The sequence below is a fragment of the Actinomyces johnsonii genome (assembly GCF_006546835.1).
Classification (GTDB): domain Bacteria; phylum Actinomycetota; class Actinomycetes; order Actinomycetales; family Actinomycetaceae; genus Actinomyces; species Actinomyces johnsonii.
The window spans coordinates 420807-445089 of the sequence record NZ_VICB01000004.1; the positions used below are offsets into that span (position 1 = coordinate 420807).

The 24283-nt window shown below is 67.8% G+C and carries 27 protein-coding genes; 18 read left to right on the forward strand and 9 right to left on the reverse strand.

Features of this window, described 5'->3' with window-relative positions:
- Nucleotides 1-65 precede the first annotated feature (65 nt).
- The 3 genes from FK256_RS04525 (at nt 66) to FK256_RS04535 (ending at nt 2817) form a co-directional block, all read left to right on the forward strand.
- Nucleotides 66-1208, forward strand: a complete 1143-nt coding sequence (locus tag FK256_RS04525) for a histidinol-phosphate transaminase (RefSeq protein WP_021608749.1) — start codon at nt 66-68, stop codon at nt 1206-1208.
- Between the two features lie 101 nt (nt 1209-1309).
- Entirely contained in the window at nt 1310-1909 is a 600-nt protein-coding gene (gene hisB / locus FK256_RS04530) for an imidazoleglycerol-phosphate dehydratase HisB (protein WP_021608751.1), read from the forward strand.
- Nucleotides 1909-2817: a hypothetical protein gene (locus FK256_RS04535; RefSeq protein WP_211343517.1), complete on the forward strand. Its 909-nt coding sequence runs from the start codon at nt 1909-1911 to the stop codon at nt 2815-2817. The genes hisB and FK256_RS04535 overlap by 1 nt, the downstream gene beginning before the upstream one ends.
- Nucleotides 2818-2899: 82 nt before the next feature.
- On the opposite strand, the gene FK256_RS04540 is transcribed toward FK256_RS04535, so the two are convergent.
- Nucleotides 2900-4522 (reverse strand): serine/threonine-protein kinase, encoded by a 1623-nt coding sequence (locus FK256_RS04540; protein ID WP_141423912.1) that lies wholly within the window; start codon nt 4520-4522, stop codon nt 2900-2902.
- Nucleotides 4523-4933: 411 nt separating this feature from the next.
- Here FK256_RS04540 and hisH point away from each other — a divergent pair, with 411 nt between their 5' ends.
- Both hisH and priA read left to right on the forward strand, forming a co-directional pair.
- Nucleotides 4934-5572 (forward strand): imidazole glycerol phosphate synthase subunit HisH, encoded by a 639-nt coding sequence (gene hisH, locus FK256_RS04545; RefSeq protein ID WP_141423860.1) that lies wholly within the window; start codon nt 4934-4936, stop codon nt 5570-5572.
- Between the two features lie 39 nt (nt 5573-5611).
- Nucleotides 5612-6364 (forward strand): bifunctional 1-(5-phosphoribosyl)-5-((5-phosphoribosylamino)methylideneamino)imidazole-4-carboxamide isomerase/phosphoribosylanthranilate isomerase PriA, encoded by a 753-nt coding sequence (gene priA / locus FK256_RS04550; protein ID WP_021606740.1) that lies wholly within the window; start codon nt 5612-5614, stop codon nt 6362-6364.
- Between the two features lie 42 nt (nt 6365-6406).
- Here priA and FK256_RS04555 read toward each other — a convergent pair whose 3' ends face one another.
- The 3 genes from FK256_RS04555 to FK256_RS04565 form a co-directional block, all read right to left on the reverse strand.
- On the reverse strand, nt 6407-7699 hold the full coding sequence (locus FK256_RS04555; protein WP_141423861.1) for a lysophospholipid acyltransferase family protein: 1293 nt from the start codon (nt 7697-7699) through the stop codon (nt 6407-6409).
- A gap of 107 nt (nt 7700-7806) precedes the next feature.
- Nucleotides 7807-8742 (reverse strand): phosphatidate cytidylyltransferase, encoded by a 936-nt coding sequence (locus FK256_RS04560; protein ID WP_141423862.1) that lies wholly within the window; start codon nt 8740-8742, stop codon nt 7807-7809.
- Nucleotides 8739-9437 carry a CDP-alcohol phosphatidyltransferase family protein gene (locus tag FK256_RS04565; RefSeq protein ID WP_141423863.1) on the reverse strand — a complete coding sequence of 233 codons (699 nt, stop codon included), beginning with the start codon at nt 9435-9437 and terminating at the stop codon, nt 8739-8741. The genes FK256_RS04560 and FK256_RS04565 overlap by 4 nt, the downstream gene beginning before the upstream one ends.
- A gap of 99 nt (nt 9438-9536) precedes the next feature.
- Here FK256_RS04565 and FK256_RS04570 point away from each other — a divergent pair, with 99 nt between their 5' ends.
- Nucleotides 9537-10391: an SseB family protein gene (locus FK256_RS04570; RefSeq protein WP_244936133.1), complete on the forward strand. Its 855-nt coding sequence runs from the start codon at nt 9537-9539 to the stop codon at nt 10389-10391.
- 42 nt (nt 10392-10433) lie between these two features.
- On the opposite strand, the gene FK256_RS04575 is transcribed toward FK256_RS04570, so the two are convergent.
- Nucleotides 10434-10751: a hypothetical protein gene (locus FK256_RS04575; protein WP_141423864.1), complete on the reverse strand. Its 318-nt coding sequence runs from the start codon at nt 10749-10751 to the stop codon at nt 10434-10436.
- Between the two features lie 555 nt (nt 10752-11306).
- On the opposite strand from FK256_RS04575, the gene infC reads away from it, so the two are divergent.
- From infC to FK256_RS04595, 4 genes are all read left to right on the forward strand, one after another.
- The gene (infC, locus tag FK256_RS04580) at nt 11307-11936 is read left to right on the forward strand and encodes a translation initiation factor IF-3 (RefSeq protein WP_280525779.1); all 630 of its coding nucleotides are present in this window, start codon (nt 11307-11309) and stop codon (nt 11934-11936) included.
- A 125-nt stretch (nt 11937-12061) separates the two neighbouring features.
- On the forward strand, nt 12062-12256 hold the full coding sequence (gene rpmI, locus FK256_RS04585) for a 50S ribosomal protein L35 (RefSeq protein ID WP_003780493.1): 195 nt from the start codon (nt 12062-12064) through the stop codon (nt 12254-12256).
- A 27-nt stretch (nt 12257-12283) separates the two neighbouring features.
- Nucleotides 12284-12664, forward strand: coding sequence for a 50S ribosomal protein L20 (gene rplT, locus FK256_RS04590; RefSeq protein ID WP_021606747.1), 381 nt, complete (start codon nt 12284-12286; stop codon nt 12662-12664).
- Nucleotides 12665-12787: 123 nt separating this feature from the next.
- Nucleotides 12788-13702, forward strand: a complete 915-nt coding sequence (locus FK256_RS04595) for a TrmH family RNA methyltransferase (RefSeq protein ID WP_141423866.1) — start codon at nt 12788-12790, stop codon at nt 13700-13702.
- A 41-nt stretch (nt 13703-13743) separates the two neighbouring features.
- On the opposite strand, the gene FK256_RS04600 is transcribed toward FK256_RS04595, so the two are convergent.
- Together FK256_RS04600 and FK256_RS04605 are read right to left on the reverse strand one after the other, a co-directional pair.
- Nucleotides 13744-15024: a glycosyltransferase gene (locus tag FK256_RS04600; protein ID WP_141423867.1), complete on the reverse strand. Its 1281-nt coding sequence runs from the start codon at nt 15022-15024 to the stop codon at nt 13744-13746.
- A gap of 228 nt (nt 15025-15252) precedes the next feature.
- Entirely contained in the window at nt 15253-15903 is a 651-nt protein-coding gene (locus FK256_RS04605; RefSeq protein ID WP_170197899.1) for a TetR/AcrR family transcriptional regulator, read from the reverse strand.
- 340 nt (nt 15904-16243) lie between these two features.
- Between FK256_RS04605 and FK256_RS04610 the strand changes: the two genes are divergently transcribed.
- The 4 genes from FK256_RS04610 (at nt 16244) to FK256_RS04625 (ending at nt 19909) form a co-directional block, all read left to right on the forward strand.
- Nucleotides 16244-17098, forward strand: coding sequence for an amino acid ABC transporter ATP-binding protein (locus tag FK256_RS04610; RefSeq protein ID WP_021606752.1), 855 nt, complete (start codon nt 16244-16246; stop codon nt 17096-17098).
- Nucleotides 17099-17188: 90 nt separating this feature from the next.
- Nucleotides 17189-18247: a glutamate ABC transporter substrate-binding protein gene (locus FK256_RS04615; protein ID WP_021606753.1), complete on the forward strand. Its 1059-nt coding sequence runs from the start codon at nt 17189-17191 to the stop codon at nt 18245-18247.
- A gap of 130 nt (nt 18248-18377) precedes the next feature.
- Complete coding sequence (locus FK256_RS04620) at nt 18378-19037, forward strand: amino acid ABC transporter permease (RefSeq protein WP_009232047.1); 660 nt, start codon at nt 18378-18380, stop codon at nt 19035-19037.
- Nucleotides 19034-19909: an amino acid ABC transporter permease gene (locus tag FK256_RS04625; protein ID WP_021606754.1), complete on the forward strand. Its 876-nt coding sequence runs from the start codon at nt 19034-19036 to the stop codon at nt 19907-19909. Before FK256_RS04620 ends, FK256_RS04625 begins: the two co-directional genes overlap by 4 nt.
- A gap of 25 nt (nt 19910-19934) precedes the next feature.
- On the opposite strand, the gene FK256_RS04630 is transcribed toward FK256_RS04625, so the two are convergent.
- Entirely contained in the window at nt 19935-20321 is a 387-nt protein-coding gene (locus FK256_RS04630; protein ID WP_141423868.1) for a VOC family protein, read from the reverse strand.
- A 102-nt stretch (nt 20322-20423) separates the two neighbouring features.
- Between FK256_RS04630 and FK256_RS04635 the strand changes: the two genes are divergently transcribed.
- The 3 genes from FK256_RS04635 to FK256_RS04645 all read left to right on the forward strand — a co-directional run bounded on the left by FK256_RS04635 (nt 20424) and on the right by FK256_RS04645 (nt 23108).
- Entirely contained in the window at nt 20424-21446 is a 1023-nt protein-coding gene (locus FK256_RS04635) for a helix-turn-helix transcriptional regulator (protein WP_141423869.1), read from the forward strand.
- Between the two features lie 17 nt (nt 21447-21463).
- Nucleotides 21464-22066, forward strand: coding sequence for a TetR/AcrR family transcriptional regulator (locus tag FK256_RS04640; RefSeq protein ID WP_141423870.1), 603 nt, complete (start codon nt 21464-21466; stop codon nt 22064-22066).
- An 85-nt stretch (nt 22067-22151) separates the two neighbouring features.
- Nucleotides 22152-23108: a zinc-binding dehydrogenase gene (locus FK256_RS04645; RefSeq protein WP_141423871.1), complete on the forward strand. Its 957-nt coding sequence runs from the start codon at nt 22152-22154 to the stop codon at nt 23106-23108.
- An 18-nt stretch (nt 23109-23126) separates the two neighbouring features.
- Here FK256_RS04645 and FK256_RS04650 read toward each other — a convergent pair whose 3' ends face one another.
- Nucleotides 23127-23585: a MarR family winged helix-turn-helix transcriptional regulator gene (locus FK256_RS04650; protein ID WP_039894264.1), complete on the reverse strand. Its 459-nt coding sequence runs from the start codon at nt 23583-23585 to the stop codon at nt 23127-23129.
- A 50-nt stretch (nt 23586-23635) separates the two neighbouring features.
- Between FK256_RS04650 and FK256_RS04655 the strand changes: the two genes are divergently transcribed.
- Nucleotides 23636-23995 carry a hypothetical protein gene (locus tag FK256_RS04655; protein WP_021606761.1) on the forward strand — a complete coding sequence of 120 codons (360 nt, stop codon included), beginning with the start codon at nt 23636-23638 and terminating at the stop codon, nt 23993-23995.
- Nucleotides 23996-24283 lie beyond the last annotated feature (288 nt).

Below are 24283 nucleotides of genomic sequence, written 5' to 3' on the forward strand. Positions count from 1 at the left end.
GAGCCGCGTTCCGGCTGTTGCTGGAGACTCGGCCGTGGGGAGGCCCGAGCCGTAGACTCCAGTGCGTGAGCGCGAACCTGCCCCTGAGACCAGACCTGGAGGGCGAGAAGCCCTACGGTGCCCCGGAGCTCGACGTCCCCGTGCGGCTGAACGTCAACGAGAACCCCTACCCACCCTCGGCCGCGGTCGTCGAATCGATCGCCACCGCCGTGGCCCGGGCCGCCCAGGGGCTCAACCGCTACCCGGAGCGGGACTTCCCCAGGCTGCGGGAGGCGCTGGCGGACTATCTCGAGGCGGAGTCCGGGGTGCACCTGGCACTCGAGCAGATCTGGGCCGCCAACGGCTCCAACGAGGTCATGCTCCACGTGCTGCAGGCCTTCGGCGGCCCCGGGCGCACCTGTCTGACCTTCACCCCCACGTACTCGATGTATCCGGAGTATGCCCGCGACACCCTGACCGACTACACCACACGCCCGCGCCGCAAGGACTTCACGCTCGACGTCGAGGCCGTGGCCGCGGCTATCAAGGAGCTGCGGCCCGCCGTCGTCATCCTCGCTAGCCCCAACAACCCCACCGGAACGGCCCTGCCGCTAAAGGACATCAGCCGGATCCTCGAGGCGGCACGCGGACACGGCCCCATGCTTGGAGCCGAGGTCGGCTCACCGGCCCGGGCAAGTGACTGCATCGTGGTCATCGACGAGGCCTACGCCGAGTTCCGCCGTTCCGGCGTGCCCAGCGCCCTGGAGCTGCTGGGGAAGGACAACCCGCACTTGGCCGTCACCCGCACCATGTCCAAGGCATTCGGAGCCGCGGGCCTGCGTCTGGGCTATCTGGCCGCCGACCGCGCCCTGGTCGACGCCCTGCGCATCGTGCGTCTGCCCTACCACCTCTCCGCCATCACCCAGGCCGCCGCCCTGGCCGCCCTGTCCCACCGCGACGAGCTCATGGCCCAGGTCGCTTCCCTGCGCGACGAGCGCGACGCCCTGGTGGCGTGGCTGCGCGCCCAGGGCCTGACCGCGTACGAGTCGGACGCAAACTTCGTCCTGTTCGGCCCCTTCCCGGACCGCGATGCCGTCTGGAGGAGCCTGCTCGAAGCTGGGGTTCTCATCCGCGTTGTCGGCCCTGAGGGCTTCTTGCGGGCCAGTATTGGTACGCCGGGGGAGATGGAGCGGCTGCGCAGCGCTTTGGCCGCGGCTGTCAGAAAATGACGACGCCAGCGGCGCCGCGGGCCGGTAGGCTTGCTACCGGTCGAAATACCTGAGAAACCAGTGCCGCTGAAAAGCACGACACACGATGCTTAAGGAAACACATGAACCGCACCGCGCGCATCGAACGATCCACGAGCGAGTCCAGTGTCGTCGTCGAGATCGATCTCGACGGCACCGGCCGGACCGACATCTCCACCACCGTCCCCTTCTACGACCACATGCTCGCCGCCTTGGGGCGGCACTCCCTCATCGATATGACGATACGCGCCACCGGCGATACCGACATCGACGTGCACCACACCGTGGAGGACACCGCGATCTGCATCGGCGAGGCCCTGCGCACAGCGCTGGGGGACAAGCGCGGCATACGCCGTTTCGGGGAGGCCTGTGTCCCCTTGGACGAGGCCCTGGCCCACGCCGTCGTGGACATCTCCGGACGCCCCTACCTGGTGCACGAGGGCGAGTCCGAGGCCTTCGTCCACCACCTCATCGGTGGGCACTTCACCGGCTCGATGGTGCGTCACGTCCTGGAGGCCATCGCCTACCACGCCGGCATCTGCCTGCACGTGCGAGTCCTGTCCGGGCGCGACCCCCACCACATCGCCGAGGCCGAGTTCAAGGCTCTGGCCCGCGCTCTGCGGGCCGCCGTGGAGGACGACCCCCGCGTCGAGACCATCCCGTCCACGAAGGGAAGCCTGTGATGGATCAGTTTCCCCGGCCAGACGAAGACCGCGACGACGGGCAGGACCGTCGGCGCGACCTGGACGCCGAGTTCGCCGCCCTCATGGATGACGTCGACATCCCCGACGACCTGTCGACGTTCGACGGTCTCGCAGCGCCGGAAGGCGCCCGAGGCGGGCAGGCCCCAGGAGGCGCGACAAAGGCCACGACCGCCTCGGCGGCTGACGCCGAGGAGACCGAGCAGGCGGGAGTCAGCCCCGAGGACGTCCCCCACAACACCTACCACCCCCTCGACGCGGGAACGGAGACCGACGATGGCTCCTCCCCACTCACCGAAGCCCAGGAGGCGCAGATCGCGGCTGCCGCCGACTCCCTGAGCTCCTACGGCCCCGGGGATTCCGACGAGCAGGCCCCCAAGGCGGTCAAGGTCGCCGTCGTCATCACGCCGCTGAACCGGGCTGACGGGCTGGCCGGAATGTGCGCCCTCATGGATTTGGACTGCACGGTGGTGCCCTCCTCCAGTGGCGCCTTCGCGGTCAAGCAGTTCGTTTCGGCCCACTCGGACTGGGACGTGGCCGAGCTCCTTGGCGGATCCGACTCCGAGCCGGCGGAGGCCGCGGAGCTGGCCGCCCAGCTCTCCCGACTGTCGAGAGCCGGCGCGGTCCTCATGACCGCCGATCTGGCTACCGACGTTGGTATTGAGTCCGGCCTGTCCGGGACGATCACCGCCCGCCACTTCACCAACGGTCAGCCCGGGGAGGAGGCGTCGGCGGGACTCCTCCTGGCCTCCATGGACCAGGTCGTCGAGGACGTGCTCCTGGGCGTCATCGACGCCGACGACGTTCCCGGCGCCGTGAAGTCCTCGGAGATCAAGGCGCCCCGGGCGATGCGCTGGTTCGGGCGAGGCCTGCGCCGTCCGCCGCAGTAACTCGGCTGAGATCATTGCGGTCATCGCATGACACCGCTGCTCGCGCTACGTGCTCCGCCGCGCGAGCAGCGGCCGCGGTACTTTAGCCGGCGTACGAGCTCGTCCGCTGCCCGCCCTTGAGGTCTGAGGCGATGCAGGAGAATCCCCGCTTCCCGGCGTTCCACCCCGCCTCGCCGGGGCCCAGCACCGATGTGCTCGGATTGGCCGCCCCGTACTGCTGAGCCGCCTGCGAGGTACAGGTCGCCTGCACATTGGGGTCGGAGGCCAGATCGTCATCGCTGGAGCCCGAGGTGGTCTCCGCCAGGGTTCCCACCTGATAGACCTCCCAGGAGTGGGGCTCGTTGCAGTCCACCTTCTTGGCCGTGGTCTGTCCCGAAATAGAGGTGGTGCCCGCCAGGCAGGTGCCGACCGGGTGAGGCGGGGTGGAGACGATGTCCTGGTTCGACGGCGAGGGCTGGGACGATGATCCCGGGGCGGATGCCGCCGCCGTGGCGCCCGCGCCCGCCGTGCCGGCGGTGTGGGCCAGCCGGGCTCCGGCCATCCAACCGGCGCCCAACCCGATGACGAGGCCGACAACCGTTCCCACAGCACCCACGCGCAGACCGATCTGACGGCGCTCGCGGGTGGAGAGCCGCAGCGACGCGCTGGTGTCGACCGATGCCGGACTGTTCAGGGGGAAGGAGTCGGGCGACGACAAGAGCATCGGGGCGCCCCCGGAGTGCTCCAGCCGGTTGGAATCGACTGAAACCGCGGACCGCACCGAGTGGGCGGAGCGGGCCGAATCGGCCGATGGCTGTGACAGCGCACCGGCGAGGCTGTTTGACCCTATCGAGCCCACCGCCCGATGACCGGACGGCGATGCCAGGCCCGCGTCGACCAGCTGCAAGGAGGTGACCGGGCCGCCGACGGCCAGGTTGCCCGTCCCGAGCTGCTCCCGCAGCCGCTCCAGGGCGTTGGTGAGCTCGGCGCCGTTGCGGAAGCGATCCTTCGGATCGGGCGCCATGGCCTTGCTCAGCACCGGGAGCAGGAGATCGGGAACATTCGGGTCGTTGAGGTTCAGCGGCTCATCGAGGGAACGGACGATCTCGGGCAGGCTCCGTTGCACACCGTCGGGACCGCGTCTGGGACTCCGGCCCGTGAGAAGAGCGAAGAGGACCGCGCCCATGGACCACACGTCGCCCTCGGGGCCGGGACGGGCCAGCATGAAGGCCTCCGGCGCGGCGAAGTCGGGGGTGAGGCACTCTAGGGTGACGGTCGGGTCCTGGCCCTCGCGCTGGACGGATGCGATGCCGAAGTCCGACAGCCGCGGTGAGCCGTAGGAGTCCAGAAGGATGTTGGCGGGCTTGACGTCCCGGTGCGTGACGCCGGCCGCGTGGGCCGCACCCAGTGCTGAGGCCGCGGCCTGCACCAGTGCCACGGCGTCGGAGGCGGGCGTCGGCCCCCGTGAGACGAGGTCGTAGAGGCTGCCGCCCGAGCACAGCTCCATGACCAGGTAGGGGCGCAGGTCGGGCAGCTTGCCGGTGTCGACCAGCGAGACCACGTGGGGGTGCCCCGAGATCCGCGAGGCGGCTTGCACCTCGCGCATGAACCGCCGCTCATTGCGCGGGTCGTCCAGGGGCCGGGAGTCGACCTTGACGGCGACCGGGCGCTCCAGGGAGTCCTGCACGCCCGCGTAGACCGTGGCGAAGCCACCGCGGCCCAGCACTGACGTTATTCGCACCCCGGGAAGGGAGAACGGGGCGGCGCTGTGGGTGCCGCCGGAGCCGGGAGATCCTGAGGTTTCCACCGCAGATGCCTGACCGGCGGACGGCGCGTTGGGTGCGGACGCCGGGGACGGCAGGGGGCTTTCGCCGGAAGGGGACTGCATGCTCACGGGTGAATCCTCGCCCATGTTAGAGGTTTGCGAAAGAAAGCCGGGTACCGGCCCCCGGCTCAGCCACTGGACGTGGCCGCGCTGCTCGGCGTTGCGGGGCCGCTCGATGGGCTCTCATCGTGTCAGGACTGTGCTGGAATTGTTGCACAAACCCCGAAGGCGGCAGGTCTGAGCATGTCAGCGACTATTTCAGAGTGTGGAGGATGTCCCAGAACGATCCGCTGGGACGGTAGGGTATGTCACATGCAAGCGCCCTGCGTCACCGTTCTGTCCTACGGTTCCGGCAACGTCCGTTCGGCGGTACGTGCCCTGGAGCGCGTCGGCGCCGAGGTTGCCCTGACCAGTGACCCCCATGAGGTGGTCGAGGCCGACGGCCTGGTCGTTCCTGGTGTCGGCGCCTTCGGCGCGGTAATGGATCAGCTCAGGGCGGTCGACGCCCCCCGCCTGATCGACCAGCGCCTGGCCGGGGGGCGCCCGGTCCTGGGAATCTGCGTGGGCATGCAGGTCATGTTCGAACGCTCCGAGGAGCACGGGACCGCGGAGGCGGGACTGGGGCAGTGGCCCGGAACCGTGACCAGGCTGAATGCCGACGTCGTCCCTCACATGGGATGGAGCCGGGTCCGTCCGCCGCGGGACTCGGTGCTGTTCGACGGCGTTGACGACGAGCGCTTCTACTTCGTCCACTCCTACGCGGCCACTCGGGATCCGGCAGCGCTGCTGGGTCCCGGCCCCACCCGGCCGCCCCGGGCCACCTGGGCGACGCACGGCCAGGACTTCATCGCCGCCGTCGAGAACGGGGCCCTGTGCGCCACGCAGTTCCATCCAGAGAAGTCCGGTGATGCGGGAGCGCAGCTCCTGCGCAACTGGTTGACAACCCTTTGAACCCTTCCGAGCCCCCCACGACCACCCCAGGAGAAACTTATGCTCACCCTACTTCCCGCCGTCGACGTCGCCGATGGCAAGGCTGTCCGGCTCCTTCAGGGCGAGGTCGGCTCGGAGACCGACTACGGCAGCCCCGTCGACGCCGCTCGGGACTGGGTGCGCGCCGGGGCCGAGTGGATCCACCTGGTGGACCTCGACGCGGCCTTCGGGCGAGGCTCCAACTCTGAGCTGCTCTCGCGCATCGTCGGCGAGGTCGGTATCAAGGTGGAGCTCTCCGGGGGCATCCGCGACGATGCCTCGCTGGCCCGGGCGCTGGCCGCCGGCGCCGCCCGTGTCAACCTGGGCACGGCCGCGCTGGAGGACCCCGAGTGGACCGAGCGGGTCATCGCCGAGCACGGAGACAAGATCGCCGTCGGACTCGACGTGCGCGGAACCACCCTGGCGGCCCGCGGCTGGACCAAAGAGGGCGGAGACCTGTGGGAGACCCTCGAACGGCTCAACTCCGCCGGATGCGCGCGCTATGTCGTCACCGACGTCACCCGTGACGGCACCCTGAGCGGTCCCAACACCGCGCTGCTCACCGAGGTCTGTCAGCGCAGCCCGGCGCCGGTCGTCGCCTCGGGCGGCATCGCCCACCTCGACGACCTCATCGCCCTGCGGCGCCTGACTCCGCTCGGTCTGGAGGGGGCCATCGTCGGCAAGGCGCTCTACAACGGAAACTTCACCCTCCAGGAGGCGCTGGCTGTGGCTGGCGACGAGGAGGCGCGCGAGCCGTCCAAGGCGCGGATCTGACAGCGAACAAGCGGCGGGCGGGAGCGCAGCGTCCCGTGGTGCCTACCGGCGCCCCGTGCCGTCTGGTCGGCGCCAGTGCCTGATGATTCCGCGCAGCGCGGTGGCGAAAACGACGCCGGTGGCCGCCAGGTAGGGGCCGTAGTGCTGGCGGGTGATCGGTCCCAGCGGCTTGCCCAACGTCTTGACGATGGCGGTGGAGGCCGCCATACGCGCAGCCCGTTCCCCGGCTGCGTGGATGACGACCGCGGGTAGAGGCTGGTTCCGGCGGCCGGATTCGGCGGCGAAGAGCTTCACCGGGATCCCGGTCAGCGCCTGCTTCCAGTAGCCGGACGGGCCCCGGCTCAGGTAGCGGGAGGTGGCCGTCCTCATCGCCGGCGTGGTCCACGGCGCGGGCGGGCGGTGCCCGGCCCGAGTGAGCAGATGGGTGACCGCCACCCCGGTGACCGAACCCGCCACGACCAGTCCCGCGCGGCGCCACATCCGCTCGGGATGGGTCAGCCCCAGCCACACCTGGCTCATCTCCGCCATGATCGGGAAGGAGATGGCCTCGGTCATGCCCCAGACGAACATGACGGCGTCCCCCCGACCACCGTCCATCGCGGTGTGCAGGACAGTGAAGATGTCCGAAACCGGCTCGGGCCTGCGGGGACGCTGGAGCATCTCCACGATCTGATCTCGTGCCTGATCGCTGACGCCCTCCACGTCGTCGCTGGGGGCGATCGGCTCGCCGACGCGCACCTCGACGGGGGAGTAACGTGGCAGGCCGCCCTTCTTCGGCATCATCTCCCGCGTCCCCACCAGCGCGACCGGTAGCACGGGGATGCCGAAGTCACGGGCGAGCCGGGCGGCCCCGGAGTGGAAACGGCCCATCTTCCCGTCCGTGGAGCGGGTGCCCTCGGGGAAGATGAGGATGCTCATGGATTCGGCTACCCGGTTGGCCAGAGTTCCTCGCAGTTCCTCGTACGCGCCCTCGCCGTCGCGCCGTACCGGGTAGGCGCCCAGCAGACCCCGGGCCACGAGGCGACGCGACCGACGGGTGAACCAGTAGTCCTGGGCGGCCACCGTCACCACCCGCATGAGGGTGGGGGAGGCGCTCATCATGGCGATCGTGTCCGCGTGGGAGCCGTGGTTGGCGACGACGACGTAGGGGCCGTCGGTCTCGAACTCGCCCTCGACATGCACGCCCCCGAACGGGGCGATGATGGCGGACCAGAAGCGCTGACGCAGCACCGCCCGCCAAGTGACCTTCTGAGGCGTTCGTACGATCGATCGCAGACGGCGCCCGGCTGAGGCGATCTCGGCCGGACCCGGCATCGGGAGCATCTGACGCGGCATCGGGGCTACCTTTCCGTAGACGTGTCCTAGGTGTACGGGCGATGGAGAGGATGAGGCGGACAGAGAAGGCGCTGACCGGTTCGGACACCGGGCGGGACGTGACACGATCATCCCAGAACGGCGGCCAGAGGCAGAACCAGCAGCAGGGAGTCGACCCGGTCCAGGAGCCCCCCGAATCCGGGCAGCCAGGCGCCGGCGTCCTTGACCCCGGCGGTCCGTTTGACAAGGGACTCCAGAAGGTCTCCCAGGACTCCCCCCAGACCGACGGCGATCACCAGGCCGGGTGTGATGTGGCCCAGCAGGGTGAGGATAAGCGCGGCCCCGACGACGGCGCCGACCAGTCCTCCGAGCGTCTTGTTCGGGGACAGGGGAGACAGCGGGCGGCGCGCCCAGGCCATGGGGCGCAGGAAGGTCCCGCCGGCCCACGCGGCCACGTCAGCGGCTGCCGCTGCGAAGGCGATGAGGAAGGCGTTATGCCACAGGACCACGAGATGCGCCAAGGACCAGGGAATCCAGATCGAGGAAAAACCTGCGACCGTCGCCCTCCTCAGGCCGTGCTCGATGTCTCCGGCCAACACTGCCGGCACGGCGCACACGAGCACCATGAGCGGGGCCAGGGCCATGAGGCCCGGACGCAACCACGCGGCCAGCGGATAGGCCGCTGCCAGTACCGCCAGTATGGTGGTCTCCACCCTCGGCAGGCCGGTGAGCCGGGAGAGCTCACGAACAGCCTGAAGACCCAGGGCGGCGGCGAGCAGCGCCGTCGTCCCCCTGCCGACCCAGATCGGGATCCCGACCGCAGGGATGATGACGGCCCACGTAGTCCAGCGACGGCGCAGCTCCGCCTTGCGCGACAGGGCCACGCCGATGCCGGCCAGAAGCAGGATCGTCACGGCCGTGGCCGCGAGGAACACAGCTCGGCCGGTGAGGACCCACCCGGCCCCGGGAACGGTGATGGTCCACGAACGGCTACCGCCCAGGAGCCAGCCGATCGCCCCTCCAGACGCCTCGTTCCCGATCCAGGCGCCGACTGCGGCTGTCACGACCCCTCCCCTCGGTCGTCGCCGCCCTCGGGGGCGTTACGGCCGATGCGGGCGATGTCCTGCGGCGGTGGCGGGGCCATGGTGTCGGCCATCGCCGGGCCGCTGCGTCCCGCCAGTGCCCCGGCGGTGCGTGCCAACCGGACGCAGGCCGTCACCACGGAACCCGCGATAACGATCCAGGCGACGATCGCCAAGTACTGGGGCAAAGCCGCGGCCACCACTGCCGCCAGGCACCTCTCGGTCTTGCCGAACGGCCCGCCGTTGAGCCTGGCGGCGCCTGCGCCCGCAGCGGCCAGGGAAACGAAGGTCGGCAGCATCGCCGCCGCCAGGGCGATGAGAAGCAGGTGGACCGTGGCGGCGGAGGAGCCCGTGCGCAGGGCGAGACCCACCAATCCGGCCATGATGAGGAGATCGGACACCCGGTCCCCAATCTCATTGAGGACAAAGCCGAACGGCCGCGACACGCCGCGCGCCCTGGCAACGGCGCCGTCCAGGTTCGCCCCGCCGAGCCGGGCCGCCAGCAGGATGAAGGCCAGGGGCCACCAACCCATGACCAGCGCCCCACAACCCAGCGCTGCGGCGACAACGCCGACGGCAGTCCACACGTCGGGGGAGATGCCGCGGCGCACCGATGCCCGGATGATGACTCCCAGGCGGCGGGTGTACCAGTACTTCAACGAGTAGAGCGATATCACTGCAACAGGCTATCGGCCCGGCCCCTCGAAATTGCGCGATTGGTCCGGAACGCGCTGGGGAGTAATACCCCTGCGCCCAGACGCGCTACGGTGTGCGCTATGAGCAGGTCCTCGGAGACTTCGGATACCCGGGCGCCGGACCCTCGGCCCGAGGCAGTGCCCCACGTGGCCGCGGCCATAGCGGCCCGGGCCAAGCTGGAGCGTCTTCTATCCGCTCCCTCGCCCTTCGCCGGTGACGACGGGACGATCCGCCCGGAGGTCGGTGCGGCGCTGGAAGCCACCGATCTGCCTCGGCACGACTACCTCGACCGGCTGTGGGCGGCGCTCGCCGGGGGGCGGCTGATCGTGCCCGTCGCCGCTCACGCCCTGCCCGACCGCTCGATGCCGAGCGGCCCGCAGGCCGTGAGCCTGCCGCGGGGCGTCTCGCACGGGAGTCCGACCCACGAGGTGCACACCGCCGATGCCTGCCAGGACGCGGCGACCCTGGCGGTGAGCCTGCCCGACGGACATATCGCCCTCCCGGTCTTCACCAGCGCCGAGGCGATGAACCGATGGCGCAGCGACGTGCGCCCCGTGCCGGTCTCGCCCGAACGGGCGGCTCAGGTGGCCTGCCTGTCCACCGACCAGCTGTGGGTGCTCGACCCCGGCAGCCGGGACTTGCGTCTGCCGCGCCCCGCTGTCGTGGCACTGGCCGGGGGAGAGCAGTGGGTGCCCTCCTGGCGCAATGAGCCGGTTCAGGCCGAGGTGCGCGCCCAGCTCGAGGGGGTCGACGGCGTCACCGGCGTGGCCTTCGGACCGGGTGAGGACGCCGAGCTGCGGGTCTTCATCCGCATCGACGCCGCGGGTGGGCGGGCCGACGTGGCCCGGAGTCTGGAGGGGTGTCAGCACGTCATGGTCAACCCGGCCTGGGGCGACCTCATCGACACCGTGGAGCTGTGCCCTCTGCCGGCCTGATCCGGCTTCCCCGCAGCCTTAAGCGACGACGTCGGAACGTCGTTAGGGGCGTTGCAGAATCGTGGCGCTCCACTGCTCGACCTGGCCGTAGTGGTCCTCTAAGGGACCGGCCACCTGGTCGAATCGGGCCACCACCTCGCGCAGTGCCCGCGCGTTGTCGTCACGTCCGTCATCCTGCGCGATGCGGGCGGCGGCCTCCGCGACCGCCCGCACCTGGGCCAGGTCCCGAGTGGAGACCGTTACCCGGCCGGGACCCGGGTCCCTAGTGGTGCTCCAGTCTGCACCCGCCTGGCGGGACGGGGTGGGGCCGCTGCCGGGTTCGCCGTGCGGGTCTGAGGCCCTTACACTGTTCCATTCCATGACGAGGGAGCGTAGGGCATCAGAATCGACCCGGCTACCGAATTGACGTGTGCCGAATAGTACCGGCGCGCACCGCATCTCATGGCCCTACGAGCGGCGCTCGTAGGGCTCTGGCCCCGGCGCCCATCGTCTGCGCCGTCGCAGCGCCGACGACGACGGTACTTGGGATCCAGGCCGCCGCCTGCGCCATCGTCCTCCTGCGGGGGAGTTGAACGAACCAATGGGCCTCCTGATCTCCGGTCAGCCTCGTACGTGGGAGGACTCACGCCGACGGCGTCGTCTGCGCCTGGGAACCGCGCCGACGTCCTGGTATCATTCGTCACTGACCAACCGGGGTTCGCCCCGGTGCGCAAGCGGAGCGATCCCACCTTGGTTCCTTCACGGGAATCGGGTTCATGCAAGGGCTGCGAGCCCTTCACGGTCGTCTCTCGGCTCCGGCCGGGAGAGGGTCGTGCTCTTCACGAGGCCTCCGACCTGCGCGGCAGGGACGGGGGCCTTTCCCGTTCCGCAACCATCCGTGACTCAGAGTGAGGAACCGACATCAGCGAGCCCCGTATCAACGAACGGATCCGCGTTCCCGAAGTGCGTCTCGTCGGCCCCAGCGGCGAGCAGGTCGGCGTCGTCCGCGTGGAGGACGCCCTGCGTCTGGCCGAGGAGGCCGACCTCGACCTGGTCGAGGTCGCCCCCGACGCCCGCCCTCCGGTGTGCAAGCTCATGGACTACGGCAAGTTCAAGTACGAGTCGGCCATGAAGGCGCGCGACGCGCGACGGAACCAGGCAAACACCCAGCTCAAGGAGATCCAGTTCCGCCCTAAGATCGATGAGCACGACTACGCCACCAAACGCGGCCACGTCGAGCGATTCCTCAAGGGCGGGGACAAGGTCAAATGCATCGTCCGTTTCCGCGGCCGCGAGCAGTCCCGGCCCGAACTCGGGATCAGGCTCCTCCAGGGCCTGGCCGAGGAGATGGCCGAGCTGGGCACCATCGAGTCCCACCCCCGCCAGGACGGCCGCAACATGGTGATGGTCCTGGCCCCGGTCCGCAAGAAGGCCGAGGTCAAGTCCGACCAGCGCCGCCGCCGCGAGGAAGCCCGTGCCGCCCGCCGTGCCGAGAAGCACGCCGGCCGGACGCCCAAGGGTACCAAGGTCGCGGCGGGCGGGGAGCCCACCGGCGAGAACGCCTGAGAGCGCTCCACACGGCGCCTCGACAACTCACCTGACACCCAAGACCCACCCCCTCGCCACCGTGAGCGGGGTCCGCAGTCCCGGCGACCACCCGTCTGCCAGGGACCGAGAAGAGGAAATTACCCATGCCGAAGAACAAGACGCACTCCGGTGCCAAGAAGCGCTTCCGGGTCACCGGCAGCGGCAAGCTCATGCGCGAGCAGGCCAACAAGCGCCACCTGCTGGAGGTCAAGTCCTCCCGCCGCAAGCGCAAGCTGTCCCAGGACCAGCCGGTCGCCCCGGCCGACGTCCGCCAGGTCAAGAAGCTGCTCGGTCGCTGACCGCCCAACCCACCAAGGAGTCTCACCATGGCACGTGTGAAGCGGGCTGTTAACGCCCAGAAGAAGCGTCGTTCCGTTCTCGAGAAGGCCTCGGGCTACCGCGGCCAGCGCTCGCGCCTCTACCGCAAGGCCAAGGAGCAGGTCACCCACTCCGGCGTCTACGCCTTCCGCGACCGTCGCGCCCGCAAGGGCGACTTCCGTCGCCTGTGGATCCAGCGCATCAACGCCGCCGCCCGCGCCGAGGGCCTGACCTACAACCGTTTCATCCAGGGGCTCGGCCTGGCCGGCGTGGAGATCGACCGCCGCATGCTCGCCGAGCTGGCCGTCAACGAGCCAGGGGGCTTCAAGGCCCTCGTGGAGGTCGCCCGCAAGGCCCTGCCCGAGGACGTCAACGCCCCCAAGGCCTGAATCATTAGCGCACTCGGGCGCAGGCCCCACTGACGCACAGACGCCGAGTCCTCGTCACATGCCCTGAACCGGTTTGTGGCGAGGACTCGGTGTTCCCGCCGATGGCTCACGTAGGCTGAACCCATGAGCCATACCTCCTCCGCCGATCCTGATGAGCTTCTCGATGACACTGCCGAGCAGCCTGCTGCCCGCGGGCCGCGGCGCCGCACCGTCAGTGAGGGGCCGGCTGCTGGCCACGAGGTGCTGAACAACCCCGGCTCGGCCCGCATCTCCCGTGTGGCCGGCCTGTCCCGCCGCAACGCGCGAACCAAGCACCGCCGCTTCCTTGTCGAAGGCCCCCAGGGCGTGCGCGAGGCAGTCCGTCACGCCCCCGACCGCGTCCTCGACGTCTACCTCACCGAGGCCGCCGTCGAGCGCCACGCCGAGATCTGGCAGGAGGCTGTGGCAGCCCAGCTCTATGTGCACGTCACCAGCGAGCAGGTCATGGACGCCATGAGCACCGATGCCCAGGGCATCCTCGCCGTCGTCGCCACCGAAGAGGCCGCCGGCTCCGAAGCGCTGGCCGCCGCCCTGGACGGGGCCAGGCTCGTCGCCGTCCTCACCCAGACCCAGGACCCCGGAAACGCCGGCGCCATCATCCGAGCCGCTGATGCCGCCGGAGCCGATGCCGTCGTCCTCGTGCGGGGCAGTGTGGATCCCACTGCTCCGAAGGTCGTGCGTTCCACCGCCGGAAGCCTCTTCCACCTGCCCGTCGTCACCGGGGTAGCCCTGGACGACGTCGTCAGCGCCCTCCACGAGGCCGGACTCACCGTCCTAGCGGCTGACGGACGCGGGGACTTCGATCTCTTCGAGGCCGAGTCTCTCCTGGAGGCGCCCAGCGCCTGGCTGCTCGGCAACGAGGCCCGCGGACTACCCGCAGAGGCACTGAGCCGGGCCGACGCCGTCGTCTCCATCCCCGTCTACGGCAAGGCGGAGTCCCTCAATGTCGCGGCAGCTGCGGCCGTCTGCCTCTACGCCAGTGCCCGGGCGCAGGCGTAGGTACCGGTCGGGAGAGCCTCGGCGGCAGAGCCGCAGCAGACTCACAGCAGCTCGCAGATCGCCTCGGCCGCCCGGCCCGGTCCGTCCAGCCCCTCCATGAGCTCGGCCATGCGCCGGGCTCGCGAACGCATGACCTCGTCGGTCAGGGCCTCGCGCACCAGTGCGGTCCAGTCAGTCGCGCGAGCCTCCTTCTGGGACACGAGCCGAGCCGAGCCGAAGGCCGCGCAGCGCTGAACATTGAAGCGCTGCTCGAACTGCAACGGGATCCCGATGAAGGGCCACCCCTGCGCGCAGCTGGTCTGTACCGTTCCCTCACCGCCGTGGGTGATCGCCAGGTCGACGGCGTCGCCCAGCTGGTGCGCCGGGATCCAGTCGGTGACATGGACGTTGAGGGGCAGGGTCTCCAGGTCCTCTGGGTGGAGGTGGGAGCGCACCGGCGCCAGCACCTGGCAGTCGGCCCGTCCCAGGCCCCTGAGCACGTCGAGGACGAGGTCTCGGTTCCCCGATGAGCCCACGGCGAAGTACACCAGGGGCTTGGGGCCGGCGGCCAGGTCAGAGACGAACTCGGGGACCTCGCCGGGCAGATGGGCGTACACCGGTCCCACCACCCGGTGGCCCTCGGGCATCTCCAGCCACCGGGGCAGCAGATGCGGAGCACTGGCGATGAGATTGAGGTCCGCGGTGAGTCCGGCGAACACCCCCTGGGGCAGAGAGACACCGTTGGCCTTGGCCACCTGGTGGAAGGAGCGTGACAGGGGCACCCGGGTCCCAACCGTGTGGAGCAGGCGTGCGGCGGCGGCGTCGACCAGGCAGTCCTCAGGAGTCACGCGGGGCAGGAAGCCGGTGGCGCCAACCCTGCGCGCAGCCTCCAAATGGGCCAATGAGTAGGCGAAGGGCCGTACGAAAACCAGGGGCACGCACTCGGCGCGGGCCGAAATAAACTGGCTAGGAGTTACTCCGATAACGACGGCGTCCGGACGCAGGCAGCGCAACAGCACCCGCTCGCTCGTGACCCGCTGAGCGAGCATCTGCGTCGTGAACGGGTGGCGCAGGCTGCGCCCCTGGTCGAATGCCAGCGCCAGCCGGCCCTCCTCGTCGCTCAGGTGGGGGGTGAGTAGACGGAATTCGAAGCCCGCCGCCTTGATGTACTCGGAGTTGCGTCGCGAGAAGCCTGCGAAAACGCACTCCACGTCCGAGGGCATGCACCGGGCCACCTCAATGGCGCGCGTCACCTCGGCGAAATTGAACGTCTCCGGAGCGAAGAGAAGCCGGGACGTATTCTTGCGCACGGCCACCGCGCTTCCAGTGGCGCCTTCAGGCATGATCAGCTCTCCTTCTGAGAGTGAGGGGTGCCAAGCACCGGAGTCCCCCGACATCTCTTATTGCACGCCATGTGCAACTGGAGGAGAGGTTAGCACGTCTATTCTTACACGGATGCCATTTTTACGATGAGGTTGGAATGCCGGATAAATATATGCAAGGTGAATAAAGCGGATAGGGGCGGCGGTGCCCCGGTTGGGGCTGCTCTCAATGAGTTTCGGGGCGGGTCCTCAGTGATCGCCTGCCGGATCGTGGGAGGGTGATGGTATCGAGATGTGGCTCGGGGTCTCTTCGGCGCCCTGCTGCACCTGAGAGACCAGACTCCGCAGTGTCTGGGCCGACATATTCGTGATGGTCCGCTGGCTGATCTCCGGATGATCCAGCCACGCCAGGCACAGGGCGATCATCGTGTCGATCCACACCTTGGCGGCGAACATAGCGTGCTCGTCGGGGGTCGCGACTCCCAGGAGCATGAGGACGAGGCGCTCATAGCGCTCGAAGCTGGTGTTCAGCGCGGCCGCGATCTCTGGGTCCTGGTCGAGGCCTCCGGTGTGCAGGGCCCGGAAGCTGTCCGGCCTGGCTCTCACATAGCCCGCGAAAGTGGAGATCGCCGCCTCCAGTGTCGGCTCGATCTGCTGCTCCACCAGGTCGTGAAGGTGAAGGATCTCATGCTCGACGATCGCTCGGGCGAAGGCCGCCTTGGAGGGGAAGTAGTGGTAGAAAAGCGTGCGCGAAACGCCGGCCCGCTTGATGATCTCATTGACGTGAGTGCGGTCGAGGGTGCCCTCCGCGAACAGTTCGACCCCGACTCTCACCAGTTCCTCCCGGCGCTGCTCGGGCTGGAGTCGGCGGCGCGGATCGGTCGTATTCGCGGGGCTCATGCGGATGAGACTACGGCCGGGTGGTCGACTCGGCCGGTTAGGCGCTCTGCGTGGCGTGTGACCATCATCGCAGCAAGAGACGCGTTTTGAGATTCGGTTGACGCTCCGGTCGCGGGCGGTGTTACCCTTCCTGACGAAAGGTCGGAACTGCGGCTACCCGTTATCCATGGGCGCTTACGGCGAACAGCCATGGGCAATCTGGGCCGGTGAGCGGTTTGAACCGGTCCCAAAGGTCTGAAGCCATACGAGCAAGGAGGAATGCGGTGCGCATGTGGATGTGTTGCTGTCACTGTCGCTGAGGCAGATTCCGCTCCTATATCCACGTTGAGACGAGGTACTCGTGACCACATCCGCATCCTCTCCCGATCGAACAGCTGCAGACCGATCTGACGACGTCGACGACGACGTCAAAGGCGCCCAGCGCGAGCCCCGGGACGCTGGCGCGGACCGGAAACCCGACGACGCCCTGGTGCGCATCAGCCATGTCACCAAGTACTACGGCCATTTCAAAGCGCTCGATGACGTTTCACTCGACATCCACCGTGGTGAGGTCGTGGCCGTCATCGGAGCCTCGGGTTCCGGTAAATCGACGCTGTGCCGCACCGTCAACCGCCTCGAGCCGATCCAGAAGGGCGAGATCGAGATCGACGGCGTCCCATTGCCTCAGGAGGGCAGGGCGCTGGCCCAACTGCGCGCCGAGGTGGGAATGGTCTTCCAGTCCTTCAACCTCTTCCCGCACCGAACGGTGCTGGACAATATCACCCTGGCGCCCATCAAGGTGCGCGGCACCCCCCGCCGGCAGGCCGAGACGCGGGCCCATGAGCTGCTGGCTCGCGTCGGGCTAGCGGATCAGGCCTCCAAGCGCCCCGCGCAGCTCTCGGGAGGCCAGCAGCAGCGGGTCGCCATCGCCCGCGCCCTGGCCATGGATCCCAAGGTCATGCTCTTCGACGAACCCACCAGCGCTCTGGACCCGGAGATGATCAACGAGGTCCTGGACGTCATCAAGGATCTGGCTTCCTCCGGCATGACCATGCTTGTCGTCACTCACGAGATGGGATTCGCCCGCTCCGCCGCCGACCGCGTCGTCTTCATGGATGGCGGCCAGATCGTGGAATCAGGCAGCCCCGCCGAGTTCTTCTCCTCTCCGCGCACCGAACGCGCTCGCGACTTCCTGTCCAAGGTGCTCAGCCACTGAGCCCCGAACCGCACCTTCTCCCGGGTGCGGCTGCCACCGCAGGCCCTGGGCCTGGGACGGTTCCGTCCCCGTCCGAACGAAAGGAACACCATGACCACCTTCTCCCGTCGCAGCCTTCTGGCCACCACCGGCGCCATTTCCCTTGCCGGCGTGCTGGCGGCCTGCGCCGACACGGGCACCGACGGCAAGGCCGACGCCGAGTACAACAAGGCCATCAACTCCGGGCCGGTGGCCGCCGCCGACGTCGTAGCCGCCTCCAGCTGGGCCGCCGCCGTCAAGAAGGCGGGCAAACTCGTCACCGGCGGGACCAAGACCTCCGAGGTGTTCTCCTGGGAGGACTCCAAGACGAAGAAAATCTCCGGCTTCGATGCGGCCATCGCCCAGGTCCTGGCCCGCTACATCATCGGCGGTGACGACGCCCGCTCCCTGCTCGAGATCAAGCAGGTCACCTCCGACACGCGTGAGACCGTCCTGGTCAACGGTACAGTCAACGCCGTCGTGGCCACGTACACGATCACCCCGGAACGAGCCGAGAAGATCGACTTCGCCGGCCCGTACTACGCCTCCAGTCAGGCCATCCTGGTCAAGGCCGACAACAAGGACATCACGGGTGTCGACAGCCTGGCCGGAGACGTCGCGGTCCAGTCCAACTCCTCATCGGCCTCCGCCCTGAAGAAGTACGCCCCGAACGCGACGGCCAAGCCCTTCGACACCCAGGCCAAGTGCGTCGCCGCCGTCGAGAGCGGGCAGGTCAAGGCCTACGTCGTGGACCAGTCCCTGCTCAAGAGCGAGGTCCTGTCCAATGACAAGGTCAAGATCGTCGGCAACACCTTCGCCGAGGACCCCTACGGCATCGGACTCCCCAAGGACTCCGGTGCCCAGGCCTTCGTCAACACTTTCCTGCAAACGATCGAGTCGGACGGCACCTGGAAGACCATCTGGGAGGCGACGATCGGCAAATCACTCGGTGGCGATGCGCCCCAGCCGCCGGTCATCGGCTCGGTTCCCGGATCGTCGACCGCCGGTGCCGAGGGTGCGGTTGGTGCAGAGCAGACTCCCGTTCCCGAGGACACTCCCGCTCCTGAGGACGGCTCCGAGCCGGCGCCTGAGCAGGGCGGTGGCGGTGACGAGGCCCCGCAGGAGTCCTGAACGGAGCTCGTTGACCAGTCAGGCTCGTTGCGTCGTCGCGGCCCGAGCGGATCCTCCGCAGGACCGCCGACGCGACAGCCCACAACGTTCACGTCATGATTGACGAACCGAATCCTTCAAGGAGGCGACCGTGAGTGCCATCACCGACAATCTCGCTGATATTGGCTCCGGCCTGCTCATCACGCTGGTGATCTCCGTACTGTCCTACGCGGGCGGACTAATCCTGGGATCGCTCATGGCCATCCTCCGGGTCGGTCCCATCCCTCCTCTGCGGGCACTGGGCGCGGCGTGGGTGACGGTGGCCTGCAACATCCCCAACCTGTGCCTCATGGTGCTGGTCGGCCTGGCGCTTCCCAACGTCGGCATCAGGATTCCACTGTTCTGGTCGGTGATCGTCGCCCTGGTCTTCTCCTCGTCCGGATTCGTGTGCGAGACGGTGCGCAGCGGAATCAACTCGGTGCCGAAGGGACAGATCGAGGCCGCGCGCGCATTGGGAATGCCCTTCTGGCTCATCATCCGCGGTATCGTCCTGCCTCAGGCCCTGGCCCGCACGATCCAGCCACTGGTCAATGTCTTCATCGCCTGCCTCATCGGCTCCTCGCTGGCTGCAGCGGTCGGCGTCGTTGAGCTGACTGCCGTTACGCAGAGAATCAACCAGGAGCGAGCGGCGGGAGTCATCACCTTCCTCACCTCGGGGCTCACCTACCTGGCCATCGCCTTCGCCGCCACGAAGTTCGGCGGGCGTCTTGAGAGACGCCTCGAGTTCATGGGGAAGGAGGAACGCGCATGAGCTCCGACATCATGCCCATGACGGATCAGCGTCCCGCCAAGCAGCGGGGCAAGGGCTCAGGGGCGACGGACGCGGCGCTGCTCTTCGATGAGCCGGGGCCGCGGGGGCGCGTCATGATCGCCATCGGATCAGTTATTGCGGTTCTTGGGATCGTGGCGCTGCTGGGCGCGGTCCTCTACCGACTGGACCTTGCGGGCCAGCTCGACTATCCCGAGTGGCGCTACTTCCTGGGGCGCTCGGTGGTCAGTCAGCTTCTGGAAGCCGCCGGCAACACCCTGTCCCTGGGGGCCGTCGCAGCCGTCCTCACCTTTCCTCTGGGAATCGTCCTGGGCTGGCTCCGCCTGTTGGACAACCGGCCCGTGAGGTGGTTGGTCGGCTTATGGATCGATGCCATGCGAGCGGTGCCGATGCTGCTGCTCGTCTACTTCTTCCTGCTAGTGGTTCCGCGTTTCGTGGATGTCTCGGACTTCTGGAAGCTGGCGCTGCCCATCATCATGTGCACCTCGGCGACGACGGCGGAGGTCTTCCGCTCAGGCGTCCGGGCCCTGGACCGAGGTCAGACGGAGGCTGCACTGGCGCTGGGAATGAGCAGATCTCTCACGATGCGTCTCATCCTGGCGCCGCAGGCACTGCGTCTTATGCTCCCGACCCTCATCACACAGATGGTGACCATCATCAAGGGCACCACGCTCGCGTACGTGCTCGCCTATCCCGAGCTCATGTACCGCGGTTCCACGATGATCGGTCAGGCGAAGATAGACGCCCACCTGTCCGTCTTCTTCCAGACCTACGTCATCATCGCCGTCGCCTACGTCATCGTGAACTGGGCTCTGGGAGCGTTGGCGAGGCGCATCGGAGCCCGCACCCGGTGACGGGTGGGGCTCCGACGGCCTCGAGTCAGGCGAAGCTTGAGGTATCGGTGGCGCACACGCGCAGGCGGTGCCCATCGGGGTCGGTTGCCACAAAGGTGTAGCCGAACTCGAGGAGGGCCGGTTCCATGAGCATCGGAATGCCCAGGGCCCTCCACCGCGCGTGAAGACTGTCGACGTCGGCTCGCTCGACGTCGCTCAAACTCAGCTCACCCCCGCCCACATATGGCTCAGCAGCCGGCTCAATCTCATCGGCTGCCTGCAGACCGAGAGTCAAGTCGTCAGACAACTTGAAGACGCTGAAGCCTGGATAGGTCTCGATCGGTCCATGACCGAGAATTCCGCGGTAGAAGGCGGTGCTCGCCTCGACGTCGGAGGCGTAGAGGATGACGCTGTTGGGAACGAAGACAGTCATGGAGTACTCCCTCATACTTGTGAGAACGCGACATGCGCTGATAACGACGAGGCTAGAGATGATTGATGCCATCTCCTGTCATGTACGTGTGAGGATCGATCTGTGCGTGCCGATCGTCTGCTTTCCATGATCTGGCTGCTTCGGGCTCACGGCCGTCTATCTGCTTCCGAGCTGGCGCAGCGGCTGGAGGTCTCGCGGCGGACCGTGCTTCGGGATGTCGAAGCGCTGTCGGCTGCCGGCGTGCCGGTGTGGTGCGAAAGGGGCCCCCACGGGGGAGTGAGGATCGATCCCGGCTTCCACCTGGACGTGACGGGGCTGAACCATGAGGAGAGTCGGGCGCTCTTCGCCGGTATCACCGGCTGGGGCGCTGCGCCCCTCGGCCTCGGCGAAGCCCTCGCCTCGGCTGTCCGCAAGCTGCTCGCCGCCGTCCCCGACAGACATCGGAACCAGTCCATCGACGTGGCCTCGCGCATCGTGGTTGATCCCCAGGGCTGGTTGCCCCTGCCCGAGAGCGAGCGAGCCGACACCGTCTTCCGTGCAGTTCAGGAAGCAGTCTTCACGCGCCATCGGCTGCGCATGGTGTTCCGGCACAAGTCGAGGGCGACGACGCAGGGCGATGTCGACCCGCACGGGCTGGTCGCCGCCGGTCGCAGCTGGTACCTGTGCGCCTCGCACGGCGCCGAGGTCCGCTTCACCAGACTCTCCCGGATCGAGGCGGCCGAGATCCTCGCCGAGGAGTGCCCTGACGACGCCGGTTTCGACATGACCGCGGCGTGGCGCAAACAGCGTGAGAGGTTTCTTGAAGGGTTCGAGGCCATCACAGCCACTGCCTGGGTGCGGGACGAGCGGTGGAGCGACGTACGGGAGTGGACGCTGCGCGCAACGACGACCGACACGGATGACGACCCTCCTGACGATGACGGATGGACCTGCCTCCGGCTGGAGTTCATGGACCACCTGCACGCCATGACGATTCTTCTACGGCTCGGTCCAGACGCCCACGTCATCGCCCCCGGGCGCCTGCGCCAGGACCTCATCGACTACCTGAGCCTCATGCTTGCGCAGTACCGGGCTGACGGGACCCGATGCCCTAACGTTGAGGCAGGGGATCGCATCCCCTCGTGAGATGAAGGAGGCGCTCCATGTCCAATGCCGAGCAGCAGGGCGGTTCCCCCTCGCGGCGTCGAGCCCACATCGACGCCAGGCTTTCCGAGGCCGTACGTGAACAGCTGGGATCCCTGGGGTACCAGGCGCTGACGATCGAGGGCGTATCCAGACAGTCGGGGGTTGCCAAGACAACGATCTACCGGCGCTGGCAGTCGAAGGCGGAGATGGTATTCGATCTGGTTATTCACCGCCGTGATGAAGAGGGGATCGCCGACTCCGGCTCTCTGACCGGAGACGTCGAGGCCCTCGCCGGGCGGGTGGTCGACCTCATCGCCGCCGAACCCGGTAAGAGCACGCTTCCAGGACTGCTGGCCGACATGGCCGGTGATCCCGACCTGACTGCAAGGCTGCAGCAGAGTGTCGTCGCTGCTGTGCGTGCAGACATCGAGGTCATGGTCGACCGCGCGATTTCCCGAGGGGAGGTGCGGGCGGGAGCCGACGTAGACGGGCTGTATGCGGCGCTGCTCGGTGTGCCGTACGTGCATGTGCACCTTCTCGGTCGGGTGCGCCCCGAACTGCTCCGAGAAGAGCTTTCGGAGGTCCTTCTGACGCTTCTGGGAGCCGCTCGGAGAGACTGAATCCCGGGTGCGGATCTGCCTATGGTCCTCCTCTTCCTGTTGCGCTACGCTACGTAGCGTAGCGCAACAGGAAGAGGAGGACGTCATGGTTGCACAGAACACAATGCGGGCGGTGCAGTTCCGCTCTTACGGTGCTCCGGAGGTACTTGAGGTGGGAGTGGCCGAGATTCCGAGTCCCGGCCCCAAGGAGATCGTTGTCGAGGTCGCCGCCTTCAGTGTCAACGCCGTTGACCTTCTGACCAGGCGGGGAAAGATGTGTCTACTCGACGGGATGGGGTTCCCAAAAGGTACGGGCGTGGATTTCGCGGGGCTCGTGCACGCGGTTGGGGATCAGGTCGGGAAGCCGGTGCTGGGGCGCCGAGTCTGGGGCTATTTGGGGATGAGGCCTCCCGGCCGTACGGCTGCTGGGGCGCAGTACGTGCGAGTCCGGTCCGACCGCCTCGCCCCTGCTCCTGATGGGGTCCCGCTCGCGGAGGCCGCGGCTCTGCCTCTCGCAGGCTTGACGGCCGTGCAGGCGCTCCGCCCCCTTGAGCTCCGTCGAGGGAATCGAGTGCTGGTGGTGGGGGGAAACGGTGGCGTCGGTTCCACGGTGGTTCAGGTAGCCCGCATCATGGGCGCAGAGGTGGATGCCGTCGTCGGCGTCCGCAGCGATGTGGCGGTCAGCGCTGGAGCGCAGCAGGTCTTCAACTACCACGATCTGAAGCCGTCGGATATTCCCGGGCGCTACGACGTCGTCATCGACACTGCGGGCGCCGATGCTCTCGCCTACCGAAGGCTGCTCAAGCCCGGAGGGCGCATGACGGCCATTGCTCCCGGAGCCTTCTGGGACATCGTCACGTCTATGCTCTCGCCGGGGCCGATGATCCGGATGGTGTCGGGAAAACCGAGCGTGAAGGACCTGGTGTGGCTCGCTGCGCGGGTGGACTCCGGGGAACTCAAGCCGCTGATCGCTTCAACCTATCCGCTTGACCGGGTTGCGGATGCTCACCGCGACGCCGAGAGTCTGTCGGCGGCGGGAAAGCGCGTCGTCCTGGTGCAGTGACGCCGGTGAGGCCGGCTGCTACGGCCTGTTGCCGGCCGCAACCGAAGAAGCTCGAAGAAGGGCGGGCAGGAGCCTGTCCAGGGCCTGCAGGTCGGCGGGGGAGAGGTGCTTGTGCAGCTCGACGTCGAGTTTCTTGGCGGCATCGGTGGCGAGCCGCAGTAACTGGCGTCCCTCGTCTGTGATTTCGACGACCTGTACCCGACGGTCGGTCTGACTGCGCGTCCTGCGCACAGCGCCGATGTTGGCGAGCTGGTCGACCAGTGACACCACCAGGCTCGGGGCGACACCGAGCTGTGCGGCGATCTCTCGTTGAGAACTCGCTTGGTCGGCGTCGACGACGGCGAGCAGGCCCACCTGCTTGTGGGTCAGGCCGGTGTGCTGGATGAGCAGTGAGAACGATCGGGTGATCTGGGCTCCTGCGACACCGAGCTGGAAGCACGTCGAGGACATGATCGCGCGACCATCTTCTCTTCCCATGACGTCAACGGTACACTACAGAATGATTCAGTTCTGAATGATGTGAGGGAGTGATCCTCATGCCATGGTGGCTCTCGCTGCTGAATTCGTCACTGGGAATCATCTCAGCAGGGTTCGGTGTCGTCGCGGTGATCCGTCCGCAGACGCTCGCCCCTTCCGGGTGCGGCGAGCCCGGAAGGCGTTTCTATCCGGCGATGTACGCAGCCCGGAGCGTTCCGCTCGGACTGCTGGTCGCTGCCGTTGCCTGGTTGGCTCCTGCCCAGTCGCTGACCTTGCTCGTCCTGGTTGCAGCGGCGGCCGCTCAGCTCGCAGACGTCGCTATCGGTGTGGTGCACCGCGTGCCGGGAATGGTGGTGTTTCCTCTTGCTGTTGCCGTTCTCCATCTGGCCGGTGCGACTTATCTGCTATGAGGGCGTAGGTGCAAAATTTGAGATGTACCACCGCTGCCAGGGCGTCTCTGCTGCCCGTGGGTGGTATGTGTCTCGGATGAAATTCAGTGCGCTGACCGGGTCCATTCCGTCAAGTATCGCAATGCAGGCGAGTTCGGTGCCTGATCGTCCCACACCCCCGCGGCATGCTGTGTGGTTCGGCGAGTTCCTGCTTGTTTTGTAGTAGCGGATAGGTCGCCCCCTTATTCGTGCACCGGAAGGGAAAGCAATGACGCCTGATTCGTGTTTGTCCCACTGTCTGATAAAGGT

Coding starts and splice junctions, on each gene's coding strand:
- FK256_RS04595 (WP_141423866.1), top strand. CDS start 12,788: ATGAGCCATACCTCCTCCGCCGATCCTGATGAGCTTCTCGATGACACT.
- priA (WP_021606740.1), top strand. CDS start 5,612: ATGCTCACCCTACTTCCCGCCGTCGACGTCGCCGATGGCAAGGCTGTC.
- FK256_RS04625 (WP_021606754.1), top strand. CDS start 19,034: ATGAGCTCCGACATCATGCCCATGACGGATCAGCGTCCCGCCAAGCAG.
- FK256_RS04575 (WP_141423864.1), bottom strand. CDS start 10,751: ATGGAATGGAACAGTGTAAGGGCCTCAGACCCGCACGGCGAACCCGGC.
- FK256_RS04605 (WP_170197899.1), bottom strand. CDS start 15,903: ATGAGCCCCGCGAATACGACCGATCCGCGCCGCCGACTCCAGCCCGAG.
- FK256_RS04600 (WP_141423867.1), bottom strand. CDS start 15,024: ATGCCTGAAGGCGCCACTGGAAGCGCGGTGGCCGTGCGCAAGAATACG.
- FK256_RS04555 (WP_141423861.1), bottom strand. CDS start 7,699: ATGCCGCGTCAGATGCTCCCGATGCCGGGTCCGGCCGAGATCGCCTCA.
- rplT (WP_021606747.1), top strand. CDS start 12,284: ATGGCACGTGTGAAGCGGGCTGTTAACGCCCAGAAGAAGCGTCGTTCC.
- FK256_RS04615 (WP_021606753.1), top strand. CDS start 17,189: ATGACCACCTTCTCCCGTCGCAGCCTTCTGGCCACCACCGGCGCCATT.
- FK256_RS04640 (WP_141423870.1), top strand. CDS start 21,464: ATGTCCAATGCCGAGCAGCAGGGCGGTTCCCCCTCGCGGCGTCGAGCC.
- rpmI (WP_003780493.1), top strand. CDS start 12,062: ATGCCGAAGAACAAGACGCACTCCGGTGCCAAGAAGCGCTTCCGGGTC.
- FK256_RS04570 (WP_244936133.1), top strand. CDS start 9,537: ATGAGCAGGTCCTCGGAGACTTCGGATACCCGGGCGCCGGACCCTCGG.
- FK256_RS04650 (WP_039894264.1), bottom strand. CDS start 23,585: ATGGGAAGAGAAGATGGTCGCGCGATCATGTCCTCGACGTGCTTCCAG.
- FK256_RS04535 (WP_211343517.1), top strand. CDS start 1,909: ATGGATCAGTTTCCCCGGCCAGACGAAGACCGCGACGACGGGCAGGAC.
- FK256_RS04630 (WP_141423868.1), bottom strand. CDS start 20,321: ATGACTGTCTTCGTTCCCAACAGCGTCATCCTCTACGCCTCCGACGTC.
- FK256_RS04645 (WP_141423871.1), top strand. CDS start 22,152: ATGGTTGCACAGAACACAATGCGGGCGGTGCAGTTCCGCTCTTACGGT.
- hisH (WP_141423860.1), top strand. CDS start 4,934: ATGCAAGCGCCCTGCGTCACCGTTCTGTCCTACGGTTCCGGCAACGTC.
- hisB (WP_021608751.1), top strand. CDS start 1,310: ATGAACCGCACCGCGCGCATCGAACGATCCACGAGCGAGTCCAGTGTC.